The organism is Ensifer sp. Root142 (assembly GCF_001426785.1).
Classification (GTDB): domain Bacteria; phylum Pseudomonadota; class Alphaproteobacteria; order Rhizobiales; family Rhizobiaceae; genus Ensifer; species Ensifer canadensis.
This window is the reverse complement of sequence record NZ_LMFK01000012.1, coordinates 835461-854373: the sequence shown is the minus strand read 5'-3', so window position 1 is coordinate 854373 and position 18913 is coordinate 835461. Positions and strand designations below refer to the sequence as shown.

The following is an 18913-nucleotide window of genomic DNA, read 5'->3' as shown; positions in this document are numbered from 1 at the left end:
CTTGCGGCCGCCGCGAGGATCCCATCCCCTCGCGGCGTTTTCTTTTTTCGGTTTGCAACCGAGGGGCGGTCCAGCAACAGGTCCGCACAAGACATGGCTGTTTAGGTCCCCGCACATTCAGCGGAGACTGCCCCGATGCAGATATACGGGTTCTTTTCAAATGCGAGCGCAACGCGTGTCCCCGCGGCCGGATCGCAAGCGGGCACCGACGTGGCGCCGCTGGAGCAAAAGAGCAGATCTTCCCTTCTCAATCTTTTGCGTACGGACGATGAGACCGCCGCCAACCGCAAGGCCATTGCCAAGAAGAAATTGGACGAGTTGAAGGAGCAGATGCAGATGCTGCGGTTCTGGGCCTCGGACCCGGAGACGCTTGCAAGGCTTGCAAAACAGTTGGCCCAGCAGCTTGGCGCGGCCGCACAGCAATTCGCCGGTGGCGGCTCGTCCGGCCTGGCCGGTGGCGACACGGCGGCCGGTGCCGCATCCGCAGCAACAACGGTTGCATCGGCGGCGATGGAAGTGAATGCCGACGAGATGGCGAATGCCGGCGGCGAAGAAGGCAACAGCGCCGACAAGACAGAGCCATCGTCCCTTGCCGAACGCGCCTACCGCGAATTCAGCTCCGGGAGTTCGGAGGAAAACTCCGATGCGAGGACGGTTGCAGAGTTCAAGGCACTTGCCGAACAGCTCAAGCAATTGCTGAGGAAAGCGGAGCAGGATCTGCGCGCTGAGGGCGCTGGCAGCGACGCGGACGACGCCAGGAAAGCAAGCGCCTCCCTCACCACCTCGATTGCATCTCTGGATTCAACAGTCGGCGCGGCTGCCGGTGCCATCGCAATTCCTACAAGCGTTTCGATCTAGCGCTACTGCATGTTTCCTTAAATCCCATTCGATTTGAGGATAACAACAGGCAGCAATTCAAAGTGCTACAGCGACCTTTGCGCGTCTAATAAGACGCGCGGCGCTGTAGATCCTCGCCCGAATCGAACTCTGATGCGTCCGAGTTGGCAATTCGCGGTTCTCATCTGTGCTACCATCACCTATATGAGGGTCACAACGATCCCGGCACCGTAAGGACTGCTGGGGATCGGAGCAGAGGCACTGACCTCGGGCGGACAAGCGCGCCGCCTGACGGTGTCGACAAACGGACCGGACCATGACCACGCTTGACCAGATCATCGACGACTTCGCCTTCCTGGACGAATGGGAGGATCGCTACCGCTATGTGATCGAACTCGGCAAGGCCCTGCCCGAGATGCCGGACGCCAAGCGCACCAGTGAGAACAAGGTGCAAGGCTGCGCCAGCCAGGTCTGGCTCGCCACCCAGGCGACCGGCGACCCGGAAGATCCGGTATTGCTCTTCGAAGGCGAGTCCGACGCCCACATCGTGCGCGGACTGGTCGCCATTGTGCTTACGATCTATTCCGGCAAGCGTGCCTCCGAGATTTCCAGGCTGGATGCCATCGTTACTTTCAGCAAGATCGGCCTGATCGAACATCTGTCGACGCAACGGGCGAACGGCCTGCGCTCGATGATCCGGCGGATCAAGAACGAAGCCGAGACCCGCCTCGCCGCCTGAGATCGCGGCCGTCCCCATGCATTCACACAATCGCCGAACTTGCGCGAATGTGAGCGTCGCCCGGCACCACAAGCGTTGCGCGACGCAGCCATTTTGACGCTGACAATGCCTGAGGATCCGTGCCGGCCAATCGCTACCGGCCGAATGCCTGGCGAACAGCTATTCACCCCGCTCCGCTTGTGCGGTGAACGCAGATGACACCAGGCGCTCGATCGTCTCTATGAACGCATCGAAATCGGCAGCATCCCGTCGATCCTCGATGACGGAGCAGGCATGCCGGACGGTCGTCCGGTCTCGCTCGAAAGCGTTGGCGATATCGCCTTGCGATATTTGCAGGACGACATGGCAGACATACATGGCGATCTGGCGCACATGGCATTTGGCGCGTCTCCTATCACGAAGAAGCGGTATCCGGTCTGCGGCAAGATGCACCGCTTCGGCCGTCAGATTTTGCACGAGGCGGCAGGTCAACCGCGTCGACATCTCACGCGCGCCGCCCTGCCCGCGCTTCACTGCAGCAACCTGCCCTGCCGTCAACGCGGCCGTCTTGAGATGATGGACCGTCCCGGATGAAAATTCGTTTCGGCCGTCGGCTTCGATAAAGGACATATGAAAACCCCTTCAATAGGAATTAATTCATATATCCATTTCTCGGGAGGGGAATAAGGAAATTTTTTGCACACTTTCCCGCCCCTTTTGCGTCCAGTTGCAGCTACAGCCTACTGCATGTTTCCTTAAATCGTATCCGATTCAAGGATAAGAACATGCAGCAATTCAAAGTGCCACAGCGACCTTTGCGCGTCTAATAAGACGCGCGGCGCTGTAGCGTCGCGAATAGGCACATTTTCCCAAGCTGAAAAACACAAAGGCCGGGCGACAGCCCGGCCTTTGTGTGTTCAGTTACGCTCCGCCCCTCGAACCAGACCGGCGCAGGGCGCGGTCGTGGCGATGGGCGGCAGGTCAGCTTACTTGCCGCGACGCTTGCGACGCTGGCCGAGACCCATTTCCTTGGCGAGCCGCGAACGTGCTTCGGCATAGGCAGGAGCAACCATCGGGTAGTCGGTCGGCAGATCCCACTTCTCGCGATATTCTTCCGGCGACAGGCTGTGATGCGTCATCAGGTGGCGCTTCAGCGACTTGAAGGTACCGCCGCATTCCAGGCAGGTGATCTGATCGTCCTGCACGGATTTGCGGACCGATACGGCCGGCTTCGGTTTTTCAACGGGGACCACGACCGGCGTAGGTGCCGCCGTGTTGTTGAGAGCCAAATGGACGTCGGCGATCAGCGTGGAGAGCTCGGCAGCCGGAACGACATGGTTGCTGACGTAAGCGGACACGATCTCAGCCGTCAGCTCAACCAGAAGTTCATGGCTCGCGCCAAGCGTTGTTTCAGTCATTTCTTTCTCCTATCGGAATACAGCACAAGCCCGAAACATGTTTCAGGGAGAGGAATACGTGCAAATGCCGTCGGGAAGCCTTCGCTGCCTTGGGATAGACCATCAATCGTACAGCAAGGACAAATTCTTGCCGCAATATCAAGAGTTGGAATTTTGATCACGAAACCTATTGCCGAGTCGCTGGAACAACCAACCTCTCAAAGCAACAGCCAATATTCACAACTCAAGCTGGAATTTCAGCTCTAAGTATTTTTCACAACGACACTTTACATTTACTCGATTAACATTGATCAGCGAAAATTCCAAACATAAATTTGCCCGCCGCTAGCAACTTTATTTCGAAATTGCTGACGCGGCGGCGCTCTATCGGAATGTTCTGAAATACAAAATCAGAAACGTTGCCGTTCAATGCCGGCGCGGCTCTTCCTTTTGCGGAAGCTGATCTATGACCGACTGTTTCGCCAGCCTGTAACCCGCCTGATGAGCAGCCTTTGCCAAGAGATGGGCAGAAATCGGAGCGGTCAGTACGAAGAAGAAGAAGCCCGCCAGCGCCCGAAACAATATTGCCACGTCGAGCGAGTGCAGTCCCGCGGCCAGAAGCAGCAGGCCCGAACCGACGGTGCCCGCCTTGGAGGCCGCATGCATGCGGGTGTAGAGGTCGGGAAAGCGCACGATGCCGATTGCCGCCAGCAGGGAAAAGGTGGCGCCGCCGACAAGCAGGACAGCAACAGAAAGCGTAATGATGGCCTCAAACATCGGTTCTATCAGCGTCCCCCTTTGCGTTTGCGTCGGGCAACTTTCGCCTGCGGCGTCCGACCTCGCTTTCCGGCACCGGCCGCAGCCTGCTCCGGGCTCGCCTTCTCCGGCGAGAGACCGCGCGCCAGAACAAAGCGGGCAAAGGCGACGGTTGCGAGAAAGCCGACCAGTCCAAGGGCGATGGCGATATCGATATAGAGATTGAAGCCGGTGCGGATGGCAACGACCGCAATCAGGCCTATGGCGATCGCCACGAGCATATCGAGGCCCAGGACCCGATCGGGCAGTGTTGGGCCGCGGATGATGCGCCACACGGTCACCAGCAGCGCCAGTGACAAGAGCGCGAGCGCGAAGACGGTGGCGCCGCTGAGTATCTGCTCCGGCATCGTCATTCGAAGGCCTCCTTGATCCGACGCTCGAAGCCGTTGGCAAGATCGCGCCTGAGGCCACCGGGGTCCGCACAATCAAGCGCGTGCACATAGAGGGTCTTGCGATCCTCGGAGACGTCGACCGAAAGCGTGCCGGGCGTCAGCGTGATCAGGTTGGCAAGCAACGCAATCTCGAAGTCGCTCTTGATCGTCAGCGGGTAGGAGAAGATGCCCGGCTTCAGCCGCATTTTCGGCTGAACGACCAAGAGAGCGACCTTGGTCGCCGAGACTGCCAGCTCTTTGAAGAACAATGCGGTCAGCAGCAGGATCTTCAGCGGTCGAACCGGATAGGCAACAGGCTGCAATTCGCGCCGGATCAGCCACAGGGATAGCGCGCCGACTGCAAAGCCGAGCAACAGGTTCGGCACGCTGAGACTGCCGCTGATTGCAGCCCAGATCGCAGTGAAGATCAGATTGATCCAAAGGAACTTGATCATCGGGCGGCTCCCGGGAAGACCGAGTTCAGATAGCTCGACGGTTCCGAAAGCCCGGCGGCAGCATTCTGGATCGTTGCAAGCAGCGGCTCGGGATAAAGGCCGATCGCGAGCGTCAGCATCGTCAGCGCCGCAAGCGGCAGAAGAATGGCGGCCGGGATCTGCGTCTCGGCCGTTGCCGCCTGCCCGTCTGCCGTGTCCCGCCAATAGGCAAGCAGGAAGAAACGACCGGTGGCGATCGTCGTGAGGAAACCGGTGACGAGCAGCACTGCGGCAAGCCACCAGGCGCCAATGTCGAGTGCGGCCTTGACCAGCATGACCTTCGGCCAGAAGCCCGAGAACGGCGGCAGGCCGGACACGGCAAAGGCAAGCATCAGGCTGATCGCAGCGAAACCGACATGGCGGCGGTAAAGACCGGCAAGCGAGGACAACGAGAAGCTGCCGCCGAGTTTCGCTGCCACGCCGGAAGCAAAGTAAAGCGCCGTCATCACAAGCATCGAATGCAGCGCATAGAAGATCGCGCCGCCGATGCCACCCGGCCCGCCAACGGCGATGCCGGCGAGGATCGAGCCGATGCCGGAGATCACGAGATAACCGAGCATGCGACGGAAATCCGACTGCGCCAGCGCCCCGAACACACCGACCAGCATCGTCAGGGCGCCGACCGCCGCGATGACGAAACTGAGTTCTTCCCGTTCCAACGGCAACAGCATCACCGTCACACGGATCAGAGCGTAGATCCCGACCTTGGTCAGCAGACCAGCAAAGAGCGCGGACACGACGACACGCGGCGTATGATAGGACGCCGGGAGCCAGAAATTGACGGGGAATGCCGCAGCCTTCATGCCGAAGGCCAAAAGGAACAAGGCCGTCAGCGTCATCAGCGGCGCGGTGCCGCGCAGGCCCTCCGCCTTGCGGGCAATATCGGCCATGTTGAGCGTGCCGAAGCTTGCGTAGAGATAACCGGTGGTGATCAGGAAAAGCGTCGTCGCGACGAGGTTGAGGAAACCGTATTTCACCGCGCCGTCGATCTGCTCGCGCTCGGAGCCGAGCACGATCAGGCCGAAGGACGAGATCAGCAGCACCTCGAACCAGACATAGAGATTGAAGACGTCGCCGGTCAGAAATGCACCGGAGACGCCCGCCATCAACAGCATCAGGAAGGGATAGAAGCCGTATCGCCGGCCGCTGTCGTTGATATCGGCAAGCGAGTAGATGCCGCCGGCAAGCGCGACGATGGAGGCCGCAAGCGCAAAGAGCGCGCCGGTCAGATCGACGGTAAAGGCTATCCCGAAAGGCGGCAGCCAGCGCCCCATGACCATCGTCACCGGGCCGCTGGCGATCACGTGTTGAAGCAGCAGCCCGTCGATCACCACCAGACCGGCAAGCCCGGCCACCGCGACGAACGGGTGCAGGCCGATCGGACGGCGCAGCATGACCAGCAGCGCGCCGATCGCCAGGCACCAGGCAACCGGAAGGATCACCAGCCAGTCGGCAGCCGCAACCGGCTCGAGAACGAGGGCAGCGGAGAGATCGGCGGGAGGTGAAGTCGAAACGGCCATGGGTCGGTCAGTATCCAAGCGGCGGAGCCGGCTCTTCTTCCGGCTCGGCGACGCGCATCTCGTCGGTGTTGTCGGTCGAAAGATCCTCGTAGGCGCGCCAGGCCAGGACCAGCAGGAAAGCAAAGAAAGAGAAGGAGATGACGATCGCCGTCAGGATGAGAGCCTGCGGCAGCGCATTCGCCGCCGGCCCTGCGAGCGTATCGGCGCCCTCCGGAATGACGGGCGGCACGCCGCGCGTCAACCGGCCACCGGTGAAGATCAAAAGGTTGACGGCATTGCCGAGGACCGCCACGCCCAAAAGAACGCGAATGATGTATTTCGACAGCAACAGGTAGATGGCAACGGTAAAGAAGATGCCGACGAGCAGCGCGAACCATGCCTCCATCATTCACCTCCCCGCTCTTCGAGCGACAGGGCGATCGAGCTGATGGCGCCGACGACGACGAGATAGACGCCACCATCGAACAGCATCACCGTCGACAGCGGCACCTCCACGCCAAGCAAGGAAGGATAGATCCAAAGCCCGGTCATGAACGGCACGCGCGCAGCCATCGAGATCAGGCCGGCGATGGTGGCAGCGAAGAGGCCGGCGCCGGCAATCGCCATCGGATGGAAATAAATGGCGCGACGTACCGTCTCCACGCCGCAGGCGATACCGTAGATCGCCAGCGCCGACACGGCGATCAGCCCGCCGATGAAGCCGCCACCCGGCTCGTTGTGGCCGCGCAACAGGACGAAGATCGAAAACAGCACCATCAGGCTGGTCAGAAACGGCGCAACGGCACGGAAGATCACCGATCTCATGCGCCGTCCTCCGCGTCCGGGTCATTATCGGCGATGCGCCGCAGCGAGCCGGCCCTGAGGCGAACGAGAGACAGGATGGCGAGACCCGTCACCATGACGACGGCAATCTCGCCGAGCGTATCAGTGCCGCGGAAATCGACGATGATGACGTTGACGACATTGGCGCCATGCGCAACCGTCTTCGAATAGAGATTGAAGAAATCGGTCAACGAGGCGTCGAAGGGCACGCCGGTCACCTTCAGCAGCATAAGCCCGAAACCGATGCCGCAGGCGAGCGCGATGGTGAAATCAGGAAGTCTCTGGCCGAGCGGCCGATGATCGGAGGGCGAGAGCCTCAACCGCGTCATCACCAGCGCAAGCACCACGACCGAAAGGGTCTCGATCATGAACTGGGTAAAGGCGAGATCCGGCGCACCGTAAAGCAGGAAGATGACGGCGACTGCAAAGCCCTGAATGCCGAGCGAGACGATTGCGGTCAGCCGGTCGGCGGCGAGAACGACAGCGAAGAGCCCGATGACGGCGATCGCCATGATCGCGAGCTCATGCAGCGGCACGTCGCCCGCAAAGAACGGTGCGCGCGGCAATTCGCCATAGTAGATCGGCGCGCCCAGGAGCACGGCGGCCACCAGCACGAAGGTCGCCGTCATATAGACTTCAAGGCGACCTGACTGCAGCCGGCGGGTCAGCGCGACGGAAAAGCGCACGAGGTTTCGCATGAACTGATCGAAACCGCGATCCGGCCCCCAGCCGATGTCACTCAGGATGGTCGCGATGAAGGCACGCAAGCGGGCGAGGTTGAGATAGCAGACAATGCCCAGAGCGATGGTGGCAAAGGACAACACCAGCGGCATGCCGATATCGGGGATCGCCGAGATCGTGATCTGCCTGGGCTCGCCGGCAATCGCCGTCGCCATCGGTGTCGACACAAGCTCGTGGGTGAGGTTGGACAACAGGGCAGCCGACAGTCCCTTGGCAGCCAGGAGTGCAGGCCCGAGCCAGAGAAGCAGCGGCGCCTCATGCGGCGACTTCGGCGTTTCGATCTTTGCGCCGATGAAGGGCTTGAGCGCGACGGCGAAAGCGACGGCAAACATCAGCGCATTGCCGAGGATGGCAAGTGAAGCGAAAACCATCGCGCGCCGGTCAAAACTAGGCAGCGCGTAGTAGATCTCCTCCTTGGCGAGGAAACCGAAAAACGGCGGCAGGCCGCCCATGGAAAGTGCTGCGGCAAGTGCGATCACGAACGTCAGCAGCATGGCGGAGCGCAGTCCGCCGAGCTTTGTGACATCGCGCGTGCCGGTTTCGTGGTCGATAATGCCGGCGACCATGAACAGCGCGCCCTTGAACAGCGAATGCGCCACCAGATAGAGCGCCGCCGCCTCGATGGCATGCGGAAAACCGAGACCGGTCAGCATCACGAGCAGGCCGAGAGATGCCATGGTGGTGTAGGCGAGCATCAGCTTCAGGTCAGTCTGGCGACAAGCGAGAACCGCGCCGATGATGAGCGTGGTGCCGCCGAAGAGCGGCAACAGCATCTGCCATTCCGGCGTTCCGCCGAGCACCGGGTTGAGGCGCATCAACAGATAGACACCGGCCTTAACCATCGTTGCGGAATGCAGATAGGCCGAAACGGGTGTCGGCGCTTCCATCGCGTTGGGCAGCCAGAAATGGAACGGAAACTGGGCAGACTTGGTAAAGGCGCCACCGAGCACCAACAGCAACGCGGCGAGATAGAACGGGCTCTCGCGCATCTCCGGACCGAAAGACGTCAACAACGAAAGCTGGGTGACACCGGTGACATTCCAGATGATCAACAGGCCCGCGAGCAGAAACAGCCCGCCTCCCCCGGTGACCACCAACGCCTGCAGGGCGGCGCGCCGGGCGGCTTCGCGCGAATGGTCGAAGCCGATCAGCAGGAACGAGGTGATCGAGGTCAGCTCCCAGAAAACGAAGAGCATCAGGAAACTGTCGGACACGACGAGCCCGAGCATCGATCCCATGAACATCAGGATGAACGAGAAGAACCGCCCCTGCTGGGGGTGGCCCTTCAGGTAGCCCCCGGAATAGAGCACGATCAACGCGCCGATACCGGCAATCAAAAGCACGAAGGTCAGGGACAGGCCATCGATCAGCCAGGAGAAACTGACATTGAACGACGGAATCCACTCATAGCCGCCGGTGACGACTTCGCCACGAGAGACTTCCGGCCAAAAGCCCATGAAGTGCAGGACGATCGCGGCAGGAAAAAGCGCCAGGATCCAGGCCGCGTTATGCCCAAGGAGTCGGGTCAGGAGCGGCGCGACGAGTGCCGCGACGAAAGGGAGAGCAAGAGCCAGCAATGTCAGGGCCGCAACATCCATCGTCCGGGCCAGCTCCTTTGCGCTTTGATTGATTGATCGACGAACGAACGAACACCCGACATAAAAGAAGGGTAAAGGCGCCTCAAGGGTAAATCGGGTAAAATCGACGTTATGCGCTGTTAAGTCCGGCAAATGCCCGGAAAATCTCCAGTTTTCTCGTGAGATTGGTGGTCACGTTTGACCGACAAGGCAAAATCATCCGATGCGACATCGCCTTGGCATACACGTCCGCACAACACCGGTCATCGCCGCCGATCGGCCTGCGCATGCGATTAAAGTGTTGTTAGCAACATCCAGTGGTATCGATGGCATGAAACGCGCTGTATCTGGTAATTCGTCGCGATTGGATGGTATCTCCGATATAAGATACGCAGCGGCACAGATGCCGACTTCGACCGAAGGCCAACGCCCTTTCCTCGATAAGTTGAAGATAGGCAAGCATTTGAATTTTCAGGGGCTTCAGCGCCATTTCATGCTTCCCGCCGGGCGTGGCATGCTGTAATTCAAAGTGCTACAGCGACCTTTGCGCGTCTAACAAGACGCGCGGCGCTGTAGATCGTTCGTTATCGCTGATTGACTGATGCACCGAATTGCACGGCGTTTCTCTTGAACCTGCGAGGTCTGGCTTGGAACGGTCTCACATTGTGGCGGTGACCAGTGTACTTGCGGCGCTGGGCGCCATCCTTCCGATCGTCGCCGCGTTCTATCTCTCCTGGTCAGTCGCCACCAGCAGAGAGGAGACCCGCCTCAGCCGCCTTGCCGAATATGCGATCATGCGTACCAATACGGCGTTCGGCGAAGCAACATCCGCGCTCAAGTCTGCCGACCAATTCAGCTTCACGCCCTGCTCCCAGCAACATATCGCGGCGATGCGCGCTCTGGTTGTCAACACGCGCTCCGTCGAGGATATCGGTTACTTCGAGGGCGATGCGCTCAAATGCTCCTCCTGGGGCAAGCCGGAAACGAGCGTCGGCCGCGGGCAAGTCGACTTCACCACAGCCAGCGGCATCGGCGTGTCGGCCCGGGTTCATCCGACGATCAGCAACGGTCGGGCGATGCTGGGATTCCGGTACCGATCCTACAGCGTGCTGACCGATCCGGCTCGGCTCGTCGACGTGCTCGCCACCCCGGATACGCGCCTTGCGATCGCCAGCGATACCGGCACCCTCGTCAGCGAATTGAACAACCCGGATGCATCGTTGATCAAGCGGCTGATCGAGCATACGCAGACCGGCACCGATGCGGACAATCTGTTTGCCACCGCGACCGGCTCCGGCTGGATTGCCATTGCAACATCGTCACGGGCGTTGCTGCTGAAAGATCTCGGCCGCGAACGGCTACTGCTCCTGCCGCTCGGCGCGATCGTCGCTGCGCTAATGGTCGGCCTCGTCTTCTGGCTGTCGCGGCGGCGTCTGTCGCCGCTCGGCGAACTCTCGATCGCCGTGCAACGCCGCGAATTCATCGTGCACTACCAGCCGCTCATCGAGATGAAGACCGGCATCTGCGTCGGCGCGGAAGCGCTGGTCCGTTGGCGCAGACCCGACGGTTCGCTGGTCAGGCCCGATACCTTTATCCCGCTCGCAGAGGAAAGCGGCCTGATCCAGGCCATTACCGATCAGGTCATCGGCGGGGTTATCAAGGATCTCGGGCCGGTCCTTGTCGCCGACCGCTCGCTACACATCGCCATCAATCTGTCGGCCGACGACATCAAGTCCGGGCGCGTCCTGCCGGTTATCCAGGCGGCGCTTGCAAACTCCGGCGTCCTCACCGAGCAGATCTGGCTCGAGGCGACCGAACGCGGTTTCATGGACGTGAAATCCGCCCGCGCAACGATCGAGGAAGCCCGTCGGCTCGGCCATTCGGTAGCGATCGACGATTTCGGCACCGGCTATTCCAGCCTGCAATATATCCAGGACCTGCCGCTCGACGCATTGAAGATCGACAAGTCGTTTATCGATACGGTGGGTCTCGTCTCGGCGACCAGCGCCGTTACTCCGCACATCATCGACATCGCCAAATCGCTGAACCTCTACATCGTCGCCGAAGGCATCGAACGACAGGAGCAGGCGGACTATCTGCTCGCGCGCGGCGTGCAATACGGCCAGGGCTGGCTCTATTCCAAGGCCCTACCAGCGCCCGAGTTCATCGCATTCTACAACGACAGCAAACGTGTTCACGGTGCCGGCCCAACCGTGATCCGACGAGATATTCCCGAGGTGCCGCCGGCCGTCGGCGGCGATTGAAAACGGCGCCCGGCCAGTCCACGATCAATCCGTTGCGATTGCGGCGCGAAGGCACGCTGATCGGCCAAACTGACGGTCGCGGTCACACGACGAGGCTGTCGAGATAGGCTGCAGCCTCGTTGGCGCCGATGCGCACCCATATCGGCACGCGAGCGTGATTTGCGGCGCGTCACCGCCGATCCTATATAGTCGCGAAAATCACAGGGAGATCTTCGATGAGAGACGCAAGGGCGGCGAAAGTGATCAAGAGCGAAGCGGAGTGGCGCGCGCAGTTGTCGCCCGAACAGTACCGCATCACCCGCGAGCACGGCACCGAGCGCCCTTTCACCGGCCCGTTCCTCGCCAACAAGAAGGCGGGCACCTATGAATGCGTCTGCTGCGGCCGGGCACTGTTCCGCTCCGATACCAAGTTCGATTCCGGTTGCGGCTGGCCGAGCTATTTCGCGGCGATCGACGACGAGGCGATCCGCGAGATCGAGGACCGTTCGCACTTCATGGTGCGCACAGAAATCCGCTGCGCCGACTGCGATGCCCATCTCGGACACGTCTTTCCCGACGGCCCGCCGCCGACCGGTCTGCGCTACTGTCTCAATGGTCACGCGATGACGTTTACCGAGGATTGACGCAAACAGACGGAAGCATTCGCAAGCTCAGCGCTGTTCCAATAGAAACAGCTGTTCGTGCACGGATGTGCTATTGATAGTGAAACCGTCGAAGCAAGCCGGAAGGAGGTCCGCATGCGTCGCATTCTGGCTGCATTCGTTCTTCTGTTCTCGGCTGCTTGCCCGGCCGCGGCAGACAATGACTGGCACGCCTACGCCAATCCCCGCTTCGGCTATATTCTCGACATTCCGCCGGGCTTCGAAGTGCAAGGTGAAGCCGACAATGGCGACGGTGTCAGCTTTCATGCCAACGATAACGGCGCCACGCTCTCCGTTTTTGGCAGTGAACTTGTCGATGGCGATTTCGAGATCGACGTCAACGACCGCATGGCGACCGAGCGGGAAGACCAATGGCGGATTTCCTATTCACGCGTGACCTCAGCCTGGGCCAGTTTCTCGGGCGTACGCGGCGAGGAAGTGTTTTACACACGCGCCATCGCACTCTGCGACGGCAGCGCCGCCTATTTCCGTCTGCAGTACCGCAAGAGCCGGTTGACCAGCTTCGATGGCGTCATCTCGCGGATGGCGGAGGCTCTGAGGCCCTCGGAAGGCTGCCAGCAGACGCCAGTGGCGGCAGCCCCCGTAGCCGCCCCGAACTGAGCGCCCGGATTTTTTGATCAGGAAATCGCCGTGCCGCTCAGACAGCTGACGACGGCCGAATAATGCACTGCGGCGCCGGTGACGACGAAGGAATGCCAGATGGCGTTCTGGAACCGCAGCTTTTCCCAGACATGGAAAATCACGCCGGCGGAATAGATGATGCCGCCGATCAGGATCAGCACGAACGTTGTCGCCGAGAGTGCCGACAATAACGGCCCCACCGCAAGCACGCCGCTCCAGCCCATGGCGAGATAGAGCAGGATCGCAAGCCGGTCGAAGCGGCCGGGGAAGAGGCACTTGATCACCACGCCGAGGGTGGCGATCGCCCAGATGCCAATCAACATCGCAAACAGGAACGGATCCTCCCAGCCGCGCTGGAGGAAGGGCGTGTAGGTGGCGGCGATCAGCACGAAAATGGACGAGTGGTCGAAACGGCGCAGAAACCATTTGGTCCGCGAAACCGGGTAGAGGTTGTAGAGGAACGAAATCGACAAGGTTGCCAGCAGTCCCGCGCCATAGATCGCGGCGGCAGCAAGCTGGCCGGTCGTGCTCCAGAGCATCGCGTAAAAGATAAGTGCTGTTACGCCGACGAGGGCCGCTGCAAGGCCGACGCCGTGCACGATGCCATCGGCAATCAGTTCCGATCGATCGTAGTTCCACTTGACGCCGGCGAATTCCACTTTACCCCGCTTCCGACCTTCTTTCGCGCTCAGGCGGCGGTCGTCTTGCTTATTTGCCTTATCCTGCCACAGCCTGGCGCCGTGGCAAAGTGCTCGACGATGGCGAAAGCATCAACTTTTGCAACGCATTACAACAGAGACATGACGTGATTGCGAAGACGGACGTCCCTTGTCTGCAGCACGGGTTGCGACCAAATTGTCCGCAGAGGCGGGAGAACAACGTCCAAAGGAGAGTTTTGCTGCGCACGCCGGAGCCGGGACAGGCAGCAATCCTGACGGCGCTTTGCCTAAGATCAAAGGCCGTCTGGGGCTATGACGAGGCCTTCATGGCCGCCTGCCGCCCGGCCTTGACGGTGACGGCGGACGACTGGATGCAGTCGGATATCCAGATTGCCGTTCAGGATGACGATATCGTCGGCATGGCGCAGGTCCTGTATCACGGAGAGATCGCCGATCTCGACAAGCTGTTCGTCGATCCGGCCGCGCTGGGTGGCGGGATCGGCCGACGCCTGTTCGAATGGAGCGTGGAAACGGCGCTGCGCAAGGGTGCGAAGGTCATGACTGTCGATGCCGACCCGGGCGCAGCCGATTTCTATCGCCGGCTGGGGGCGGTCGATGACGGAGTGGTCGCCTCTGTTATACCAGGACGGTTCTTGCCGAGATTGAAGCTCGACCTGACGAGCGTCAGGTAAGTCCGGATCACCTACTGCATGTTTCGTTAAATCCTATTCGATTTAAGGATAAAAACATGCAGCAATTCAAAGTGTTACAGCGACCTTTGCGCGTCTAGTAAGACGCGCGGCGCTGTAAGACGTAGCAGCGAGGCTGCCTATCGCAAGCAGCCTCTAGGGCAAGTAACAGTCGCCGAAAAACATCGTCACTTCGCGCCGGCGGCGACCTCGGCGGCGCATTCCTGGCAGAGCGGCGCATGGGGCACGGCATTGAGCCGTTCTGCGGAAATCGGTAGGCCGCAACGCACGCAGGTTCCGAAGGTGCCGGCCGCAATACGGTCGAGCGCCGCGTCGATCCCACGGATCTCCTCCTGACCGGCAAGGCCAATGCCCTCCAGCACCTCGTCGTTCTCCCGTTCGGTTACCCGATCCGGCACGTCGGCATTCATCGGCTCATCGAGATCGTGCTCGATCTTCACCAGTCGGCCGTAGAGTTCGCGTTTGCGGCTGCTCAGCCGTTCACGAAAGTCGTCAAGCGCAAGCTTGTCCATGGGAAGACTCCTTGAAGTCGTGGCGCTTCGGGCGCGCCCCGCTCCTGTTCTTGATTGTTGGCGGCTCACCGGTCGACGAGAACGGCGCAGGGGCAATGGCTGACGACCCGGCTGGCGGTCGATCCGATGAAATAGTCAATGAGACCCGGCCGGTGCGAGGCAATGATGACGAGGTCGGCGTTTTCTTCGTGGGCGAGCGCATTGATCGTGCCGGCCGCGCCGCCGGTGCGGATCTCGATGCGTCCATTGATTCCGTGCTTGGCCTTCATCGCTTCCAGCGTCTTCGTCGCATGCTTGCGCGATTCCTCGACCATCTCAAGCGGGAAATCGACGATCATGTAGCCCTGGGCATAGGCGTTCAGATCCTCGACGACATTGAGCAGAACAATCTCGCCCCCTTCATCGATCAGCTTTTCTGCAATGCCGAGCACGGACTCGCCATGCTCCAGCTGATCCATGGCAATAGGGACGATGATCTTCTTGTACATGCTGCACTCCTTTGCGTTGCCTACCCGGATCGCCGGCACCGAAATGCGGGGGCAAATCCCACGCATTCGAGACTGAGCCCAGACGGTTCTTCCGGCATTGATTGAAATCAAATCGAAAGCGCCGCGATCGCATTGCCCTGTGTAATTGAGCTAGGGCGACAACGGCCACTGTCAACGCTCATCGAACACAACATCAAATGACTGACGGTCTTCCGTGAACGCCGACTTCGGCCCATATTCACCGGGCAGTTTCAACGAAACTGAGGCCCGAAAGGGCCACCGGTTTCGCCGCGCAAGGAGACAACAGATGATATCCACCCAGAGCACACCGCCTATCGACATTGCGGCCAATCACGCATTGGCGATGCCGGCGCATGTCGATCATTCGCATCTGGTCGTGGAGGATCTGGCGACAGTGTCGCAGTGGTATCAGCGCATCATGGGTCTTAAGCCGCTTGAGACGAGCGCCAGCGGCGAGACGCTGGGCGTTGGCGCCCGGCCGCTGTTGACGCTGACCACGGCCGGCAATGTCGCCAGGGCGCCACGAAACGCACCTGGTCTCTTTCATACCGCTTTCCTCGTTCCGAACCGTCAGGAACTAGGACGCTGGCTCGCCCATGCCGCCCATAACAATGTCCGCCTGCAGGGCGCGTCCGACCATCTCGTCAGCGAAGCGATCTATCTCGCCGACCCGGAAGGCAACGGCATCGAGGTCTATCGTGATCGGCCGCGGACCGATTGGAACTTCAAGCCGGACGGAACCGTCGGCATGGATACGCTGCCGCTCAACCTGCAGGCGCTCTATGACGAGGCGCCGAAAGACGACTGGAACGGGCTTGCCGACGGTACCGGCATCGGGCACATCCATCTGCAGGTGTCCGATATCCCCGAGGCAGACGCGTTCTTTCGGGACGTGCTGGGGCTCGGGTTGATGGCGCGCTACCCGGGCGCAAGCTTCTTCGGCTCGGGCAAATATCACCACCATGTCGCGGCCAACATCTGGAACTCTCGCGGCGCGCCCAAGCGCGAGAACAATATGACCGGCCTCTCCGACTACACGATCCAGTTCAAGGATCCGGCAGAGCTTGCAAAGGCGGTTGGCAAGCTCGACGAGATGGGCATTCAGGTCGAGCGAAACGGCACTGCTTACAATCTCGTCGATCCCTGGGGGATCGGCCTCAGGCTTGCAGCCTGACGCCGCCTCGCGACCCCTCCTCCACCGCCGCCACGACTGCGCTGCGTCGCTCACTCCGCAACGCGGTCGTATTTCTGCTGGACGACCAGTTCGACCGAGCGGCGGGGCCTTTCTGAGCGGATTCGGCAGCCGAGACGAATTCCCAGATTATCGCCAGGATTGTAAACACGCGGCACTGGCGCGCCCTGCGTCATCACGCCGCTGGAAAGATTTTGGATAATCTATCAATAAACTTGAGTAAAATAGTCTTATAATCTAACCGCACCGCCATGGGCGTCGCCACGCCCAGTGTATGCGGAGTTAATAATATGAAATACAACACTATTTTAGCGTTTGCGCTTGCAGACGCCACGATGCTTTCGTCCCCGGCCCTGGCTGTGGAGTTCAGGCCGCAGGCCGAAATCGAAGGCGGTTTCTTCAGCGGCGGTTCGGCTGTCAGTGGCGGCTTCTTCCTGCCTTTCGTGCTCGACTCCGGCAACGCCATTTTCATCGATACACGCGGAACGATAGAAAACGATAAGGTCCGGCAGGGCTCGATCGGCGCCGGTTACCGCTTCCGCGCCAATGACCAGTGGGTCATCGGCGCCTATGGCTACTACGACTATCTGAAGAGCGAGTACGGCAATTCGTTCAGCCAGGTATCCTTCGGTCTCGAGGCGCTCAGCGGCGACCTCGAAATGCGCAGCAATCTCTATCTGCCGCTTTCCGGCGCCAAGACGCTGAGCGCCTTCAATGCCGCCTATGTTCGCGACCATGTGCTCGTCGTCCAGGAAGGCAAGGAGCGCGGGCGGCGCGGGCTCGACGCCGAAATCGGCCGGCGGCTTCCGGTCTTCGACGAAGGATCAGACGTCCAGCTGAAAGTCTTCGGCGGCAGCTACTGGTACGGCGGCAAGAACCTCGACGACATGTTCGGCGCCAAGCTGCGCGCGGAGCTGACCTTCGCCAACCTGCCCGGGCTTTCCGAGGGATCGACCGTCTCACTCGGCGTTACCGGCACCTACGACAATGAGGACAAGCTCAAGGGTGCCGTCATGGCACGCCTGCGCATCCCATTCGGGGCGACGGCGAAGGCAAGTGATGCCTTCGACCCGATGGTCCAGCGTGTCGAGCGCTCGAGCAAAATCCGCACGCATGCCGGCCCAACCGGCGATGTCGAGGCGGCGCAATTCGTTGCCAACGGCCGCAACCCCGGCAAGGTCGTCAACATCTCCTCGGCGAACGGCGACGCGGCCTCGATCAACGCTCTGATCGGCGCAGCCGGGGCCGATGCGCTCATCCTTGCCGATGGCAATCTCGGTCTCAACCAGTCGCTGACGCTCGGCTCCGGCCAGGCGCTTGTCGGTGGCGGTGGCTCTATTGCGGTGCGCGGCGCAAGGAGAGGAGCAACCGCATCCTTCGTCAACCACGGAGCGGCAACGACCCTCACCGGATACAATCCGGCACAAGACGTCGTCACCATGGCGTCCGGCAGCAGCATCGCGTCGCTGTCCGTGCGCGGCGGTCTCGCCGGCATCGCCGCAGCCGATGCTGGAAACGTCTCGATCGACAATGTCGACATCTCCGCCACCAATCATGACGGCATTCGCTTCACGCGCGTCGACGGCGCGGTGGTTGAGAACAGCCGCATCCATGACCTGTTCATCTGCGAAAACAACACAGCCTGCGAGTTCTCGGTCTACAATCCCAACAAGGCACCCTATGCCGCCGTCAGCGCGATCGGCAGCACAAACGTGACCGTACGCGACACGACGATCGACAAGGTCACCTATGGCGTGTTTGCCGGCGGCGAATTCAAGAAACTCAGCCGCACCGAATACGAGCTAATCACCGGCACGACAGATATCAAGCTCGACAACGTCACCATCAGCAACTCTCGTCGCGAAGGCGTGCTGCTCGTCGCCGGCAAGGACATCCAACTCGACCGCGTGACGATCGACAATTCCAAGCAGGACCGCGACATGGATCTGGTGGTGCTGCAGGGCACGTCGAACGTTGCGATCAACGACATGCGCCTCGCCGGCGGCATCAATGGCCTGATGTTGATCTCCAGCCCGAACCTCGATGCGACGACCACCAATGTCGACGTCAAGGGCCTGAAGATCGACGGCACGCGCAACGCCGGCATCTTCTTCAACCCGGTCTCGGGCATTTCGCTGCAGGACGTCACCGTCACCAATGCCGGCACCTATGGCGCCTATATCTACGGCAGCGACTATGAGTTCCTCGGCGGCGCCGCGAGCAACATCGTTCTCAACAACATGACGGTCGACAAGGCCGGTACGGCGGGCCTCTACTTCTCCGGCCCGGCTGCCGACATAAAGGGCAATGTCAGCGTCACCAACACACCGAAGGATTGCCTGCTCGACACCGGTTGGGCACCCGGCACCATCACGCAGGCTCCCGGCTCGGTGCTGACCGTGAACGGTTCGCCGCTTGACCAGAGCAACGCCGCAAGCCGTTGCCGATAACATTTGCGGCCACGCCCTCCATGTGGGGGCGTGGCTTTCTT

The 18913-nt window shown here is 60.7% G+C and carries 21 protein-coding genes; 9 read left to right on the top strand and 12 right to left on the bottom strand.

Features of this window, described 5'->3' with window-relative positions; translation table 11 throughout:
* Positions 1-135: 135 nt before the first annotated feature.
* Both ASD52_RS16655 and ASD52_RS16650 read left to right on the top strand, forming a co-directional pair.
* Positions 136-858 carry a hypothetical protein gene (locus ASD52_RS16655; protein WP_025426325.1) on the top strand — a complete coding sequence of 241 codons (723 nt, stop codon included), beginning with the start codon at positions 136-138 and terminating at the stop codon, positions 856-858.
* A gap of 295 nt (positions 859-1153) precedes the next feature.
* Positions 1154-1576 carry a SufE family protein gene (locus ASD52_RS16650; RefSeq protein ID WP_025426324.1) on the top strand — a complete coding sequence of 141 codons (423 nt, stop codon included), beginning with the start codon at positions 1154-1156 and terminating at the stop codon, positions 1574-1576.
* 159 nt (positions 1577-1735) lie between these two features.
* On the opposite strand, the gene ASD52_RS16645 is transcribed toward ASD52_RS16650, so the two are convergent.
* The 9 genes from ASD52_RS16645 to ASD52_RS16605 all read right to left on the bottom strand — a co-directional run bounded on the left by ASD52_RS16645 (position 1736) and on the right by ASD52_RS16605 (position 9314).
* Positions 1736-2185 carry a helix-turn-helix domain-containing protein gene (locus tag ASD52_RS16645; RefSeq protein WP_025426323.1) on the bottom strand — a complete coding sequence of 150 codons (450 nt, stop codon included), beginning with the start codon at positions 2183-2185 and terminating at the stop codon, positions 1736-1738.
* Positions 2186-2541: 356 nt separating this feature from the next.
* Positions 2542-2973 carry a MucR family transcriptional regulator gene (locus ASD52_RS16640; RefSeq protein WP_025426322.1) on the bottom strand — a complete coding sequence of 144 codons (432 nt, stop codon included), beginning with the start codon at positions 2971-2973 and terminating at the stop codon, positions 2542-2544.
* A gap of 405 nt (positions 2974-3378) precedes the next feature.
* Positions 3379-3729, bottom strand: coding sequence for a monovalent cation/H(+) antiporter subunit G (gene mnhG, locus ASD52_RS16635; protein ID WP_025426321.1), 351 nt, complete (start codon positions 3727-3729; stop codon positions 3379-3381).
* 8 nt (positions 3730-3737) lie between these two features.
* Positions 3738-4121: a cation:proton antiporter gene (locus ASD52_RS16630; RefSeq protein WP_025426320.1), complete on the bottom strand. Its 384-nt coding sequence runs from the start codon at positions 4119-4121 to the stop codon at positions 3738-3740.
* On the bottom strand, positions 4118-4591 hold the full coding sequence (locus ASD52_RS16625; protein WP_025426319.1) for a Na+/H+ antiporter subunit E: 474 nt from the start codon (positions 4589-4591) through the stop codon (positions 4118-4120). The genes ASD52_RS16630 and ASD52_RS16625 overlap by 4 nt, the downstream gene beginning before the upstream one ends.
* Positions 4591-6153 carry a Na+/H+ antiporter subunit D gene (locus ASD52_RS16620; protein ID WP_025426318.1) on the bottom strand — a complete coding sequence of 521 codons (1563 nt, stop codon included), beginning with the start codon at positions 6151-6153 and terminating at the stop codon, positions 4591-4593. Before ASD52_RS16620 ends, ASD52_RS16625 begins: the two co-directional genes overlap by 1 nt.
* A 7-nt stretch (positions 6154-6160) precedes the next feature.
* Positions 6161-6538 (bottom strand): Na+/H+ antiporter subunit C, encoded by a 378-nt coding sequence (locus ASD52_RS16615; RefSeq protein WP_025426317.1) that lies wholly within the window; start codon positions 6536-6538, stop codon positions 6161-6163.
* Positions 6538-6957, bottom strand: a complete 420-nt coding sequence (locus ASD52_RS16610) for a Na(+)/H(+) antiporter subunit B (RefSeq protein ID WP_025426316.1) — start codon at positions 6955-6957, stop codon at positions 6538-6540. The genes ASD52_RS16615 and ASD52_RS16610 overlap by 1 nt, the downstream gene beginning before the upstream one ends.
* Positions 6954-9314, bottom strand: a complete 2361-nt coding sequence (locus ASD52_RS16605) for a putative monovalent cation/H+ antiporter subunit A (RefSeq protein WP_025426315.1) — start codon at positions 9312-9314, stop codon at positions 6954-6956. The genes ASD52_RS16610 and ASD52_RS16605 overlap by 4 nt, the downstream gene beginning before the upstream one ends.
* Before the next feature lie 202 nt (positions 9315-9516).
* On the opposite strand from ASD52_RS16605, the gene ASD52_RS16600 reads away from it, so the two are divergent.
* The 4 genes from ASD52_RS16600 to ASD52_RS16585 all read left to right on the top strand — a co-directional run bounded on the left by ASD52_RS16600 (position 9517) and on the right by ASD52_RS16585 (position 12819).
* The gene (locus ASD52_RS16600; protein WP_057221497.1) at positions 9517-9816 is read left to right on the top strand and encodes a hypothetical protein; all 300 of its coding nucleotides are present in this window, start codon (positions 9517-9519) and stop codon (positions 9814-9816) included.
* A gap of 124 nt (positions 9817-9940) precedes the next feature.
* Positions 9941-11557, top strand: coding sequence for an EAL domain-containing protein (locus ASD52_RS16595; RefSeq protein WP_025426314.1), 1617 nt, complete (start codon positions 9941-9943; stop codon positions 11555-11557).
* Positions 11558-11772: 215 nt separating this feature from the next.
* Positions 11773-12180, top strand: a complete 408-nt coding sequence (gene msrB / locus ASD52_RS16590; RefSeq protein ID WP_025426313.1) for a peptide-methionine (R)-S-oxide reductase MsrB — start codon at positions 11773-11775, stop codon at positions 12178-12180.
* A 114-nt stretch (positions 12181-12294) separates the two neighbouring features.
* Complete coding sequence (locus ASD52_RS16585) at positions 12295-12819, top strand: hypothetical protein (RefSeq protein WP_025426312.1); 525 nt, start codon at positions 12295-12297, stop codon at positions 12817-12819.
* 17 nt (positions 12820-12836) lie between these two features.
* Here ASD52_RS16585 and ASD52_RS16580 read toward each other — a convergent pair whose 3' ends face one another.
* Positions 12837-13499, bottom strand: a complete 663-nt coding sequence (locus ASD52_RS16580; RefSeq protein ID WP_025426311.1) for a hemolysin III family protein — start codon at positions 13497-13499, stop codon at positions 12837-12839.
* A 236-nt stretch (positions 13500-13735) separates the two neighbouring features.
* Here ASD52_RS16580 and ASD52_RS16575 point away from each other — a divergent pair, with 236 nt between their 5' ends.
* Entirely contained in the window at positions 13736-14191 is a 456-nt protein-coding gene (locus ASD52_RS16575; protein WP_025426310.1) for a GNAT family N-acetyltransferase, read from the top strand.
* Positions 14192-14376: 185 nt separating this feature from the next.
* Here ASD52_RS16575 and ASD52_RS16570 read toward each other — a convergent pair whose 3' ends face one another.
* On the bottom strand, positions 14377-14721 hold the full coding sequence (locus tag ASD52_RS16570; protein ID WP_025426309.1) for a TraR/DksA C4-type zinc finger protein: 345 nt from the start codon (positions 14719-14721) through the stop codon (positions 14377-14379).
* Between the two features lie 65 nt (positions 14722-14786).
* Positions 14787-15209 carry a universal stress protein gene (locus ASD52_RS16565; protein WP_025426308.1) on the bottom strand — a complete coding sequence of 141 codons (423 nt, stop codon included), beginning with the start codon at positions 15207-15209 and terminating at the stop codon, positions 14787-14789.
* Between the two features lie 307 nt (positions 15210-15516).
* Between ASD52_RS16565 and ASD52_RS16560 the strand changes: the two genes are divergently transcribed.
* A complete protein-coding gene (locus tag ASD52_RS16560; protein WP_025426307.1) occupies positions 15517-16404 on the top strand; it encodes a VOC family protein in 888 nt (295 codons plus the stop codon).
* Between the two features lie 308 nt (positions 16405-16712).
* Entirely contained in the window at positions 16713-18872 is a 2160-nt protein-coding gene (locus ASD52_RS16555; RefSeq protein ID WP_025426306.1) for an inverse autotransporter beta-barrel domain-containing protein, read from the top strand.
* Positions 18873-18913 lie beyond the last annotated feature (41 nt).

Excerpts from the sequence above, each read along its gene's own strand:
- ASD52_RS16655 (WP_025426325.1), top strand. The coding sequence starts at position 136 with ATGCAGATATACGGGTTCTTTTCAAATGCGAGCGCAACGCGTGTCCCC.
- ASD52_RS16650 (WP_025426324.1), top strand. The coding sequence starts at position 1,154 with ATGACCACGCTTGACCAGATCATCGACGACTTCGCCTTCCTGGACGAA.
- ASD52_RS16645 (WP_025426323.1), bottom strand. The coding sequence starts at position 2,185 with ATGTCCTTTATCGAAGCCGACGGCCGAAACGAATTTTCATCCGGGACG.
- ASD52_RS16640 (WP_025426322.1), bottom strand. The coding sequence starts at position 2,973 with ATGACTGAAACAACGCTTGGCGCGAGCCATGAACTTCTGGTTGAGCTG.
- mnhG (WP_025426321.1), bottom strand. The coding sequence starts at position 3,729 with ATGTTTGAGGCCATCATTACGCTTTCTGTTGCTGTCCTGCTTGTCGGC.
- ASD52_RS16630 (WP_025426320.1), bottom strand. The coding sequence starts at position 4,121 with ATGACGATGCCGGAGCAGATACTCAGCGGCGCCACCGTCTTCGCGCTC.
- ASD52_RS16620 (WP_025426318.1), bottom strand. The coding sequence starts at position 6,153 with ATGGCCGTTTCGACTTCACCTCCCGCCGATCTCTCCGCTGCCCTCGTT.
- ASD52_RS16615 (WP_025426317.1), bottom strand. The coding sequence starts at position 6,538 with ATGGAGGCATGGTTCGCGCTGCTCGTCGGCATCTTCTTTACCGTTGCC.
- ASD52_RS16610 (WP_025426316.1), bottom strand. The coding sequence starts at position 6,957 with ATGAGATCGGTGATCTTCCGTGCCGTTGCGCCGTTTCTGACCAGCCTG.
- ASD52_RS16605 (WP_025426315.1), bottom strand. The coding sequence starts at position 9,314 with ATGGATGTTGCGGCCCTGACATTGCTGGCTCTTGCTCTCCCTTTCGTC.
- ASD52_RS16600 (WP_057221497.1), top strand. The coding sequence starts at position 9,517 with ATGCGACATCGCCTTGGCATACACGTCCGCACAACACCGGTCATCGCC.
- msrB (WP_025426313.1), top strand. The coding sequence starts at position 11,773 with ATGAGAGACGCAAGGGCGGCGAAAGTGATCAAGAGCGAAGCGGAGTGG.
- ASD52_RS16585 (WP_025426312.1), top strand. The coding sequence starts at position 12,295 with ATGCGTCGCATTCTGGCTGCATTCGTTCTTCTGTTCTCGGCTGCTTGC.
- ASD52_RS16570 (WP_025426309.1), bottom strand. The coding sequence starts at position 14,721 with ATGGACAAGCTTGCGCTTGACGACTTTCGTGAACGGCTGAGCAGCCGC.
- ASD52_RS16565 (WP_025426308.1), bottom strand. The coding sequence starts at position 15,209 with ATGTACAAGAAGATCATCGTCCCTATTGCCATGGATCAGCTGGAGCAT.
- ASD52_RS16560 (WP_025426307.1), top strand. The coding sequence starts at position 15,517 with ATGATATCCACCCAGAGCACACCGCCTATCGACATTGCGGCCAATCAC.
- ASD52_RS16555 (WP_025426306.1), top strand. The coding sequence starts at position 16,713 with ATGAAATACAACACTATTTTAGCGTTTGCGCTTGCAGACGCCACGATG.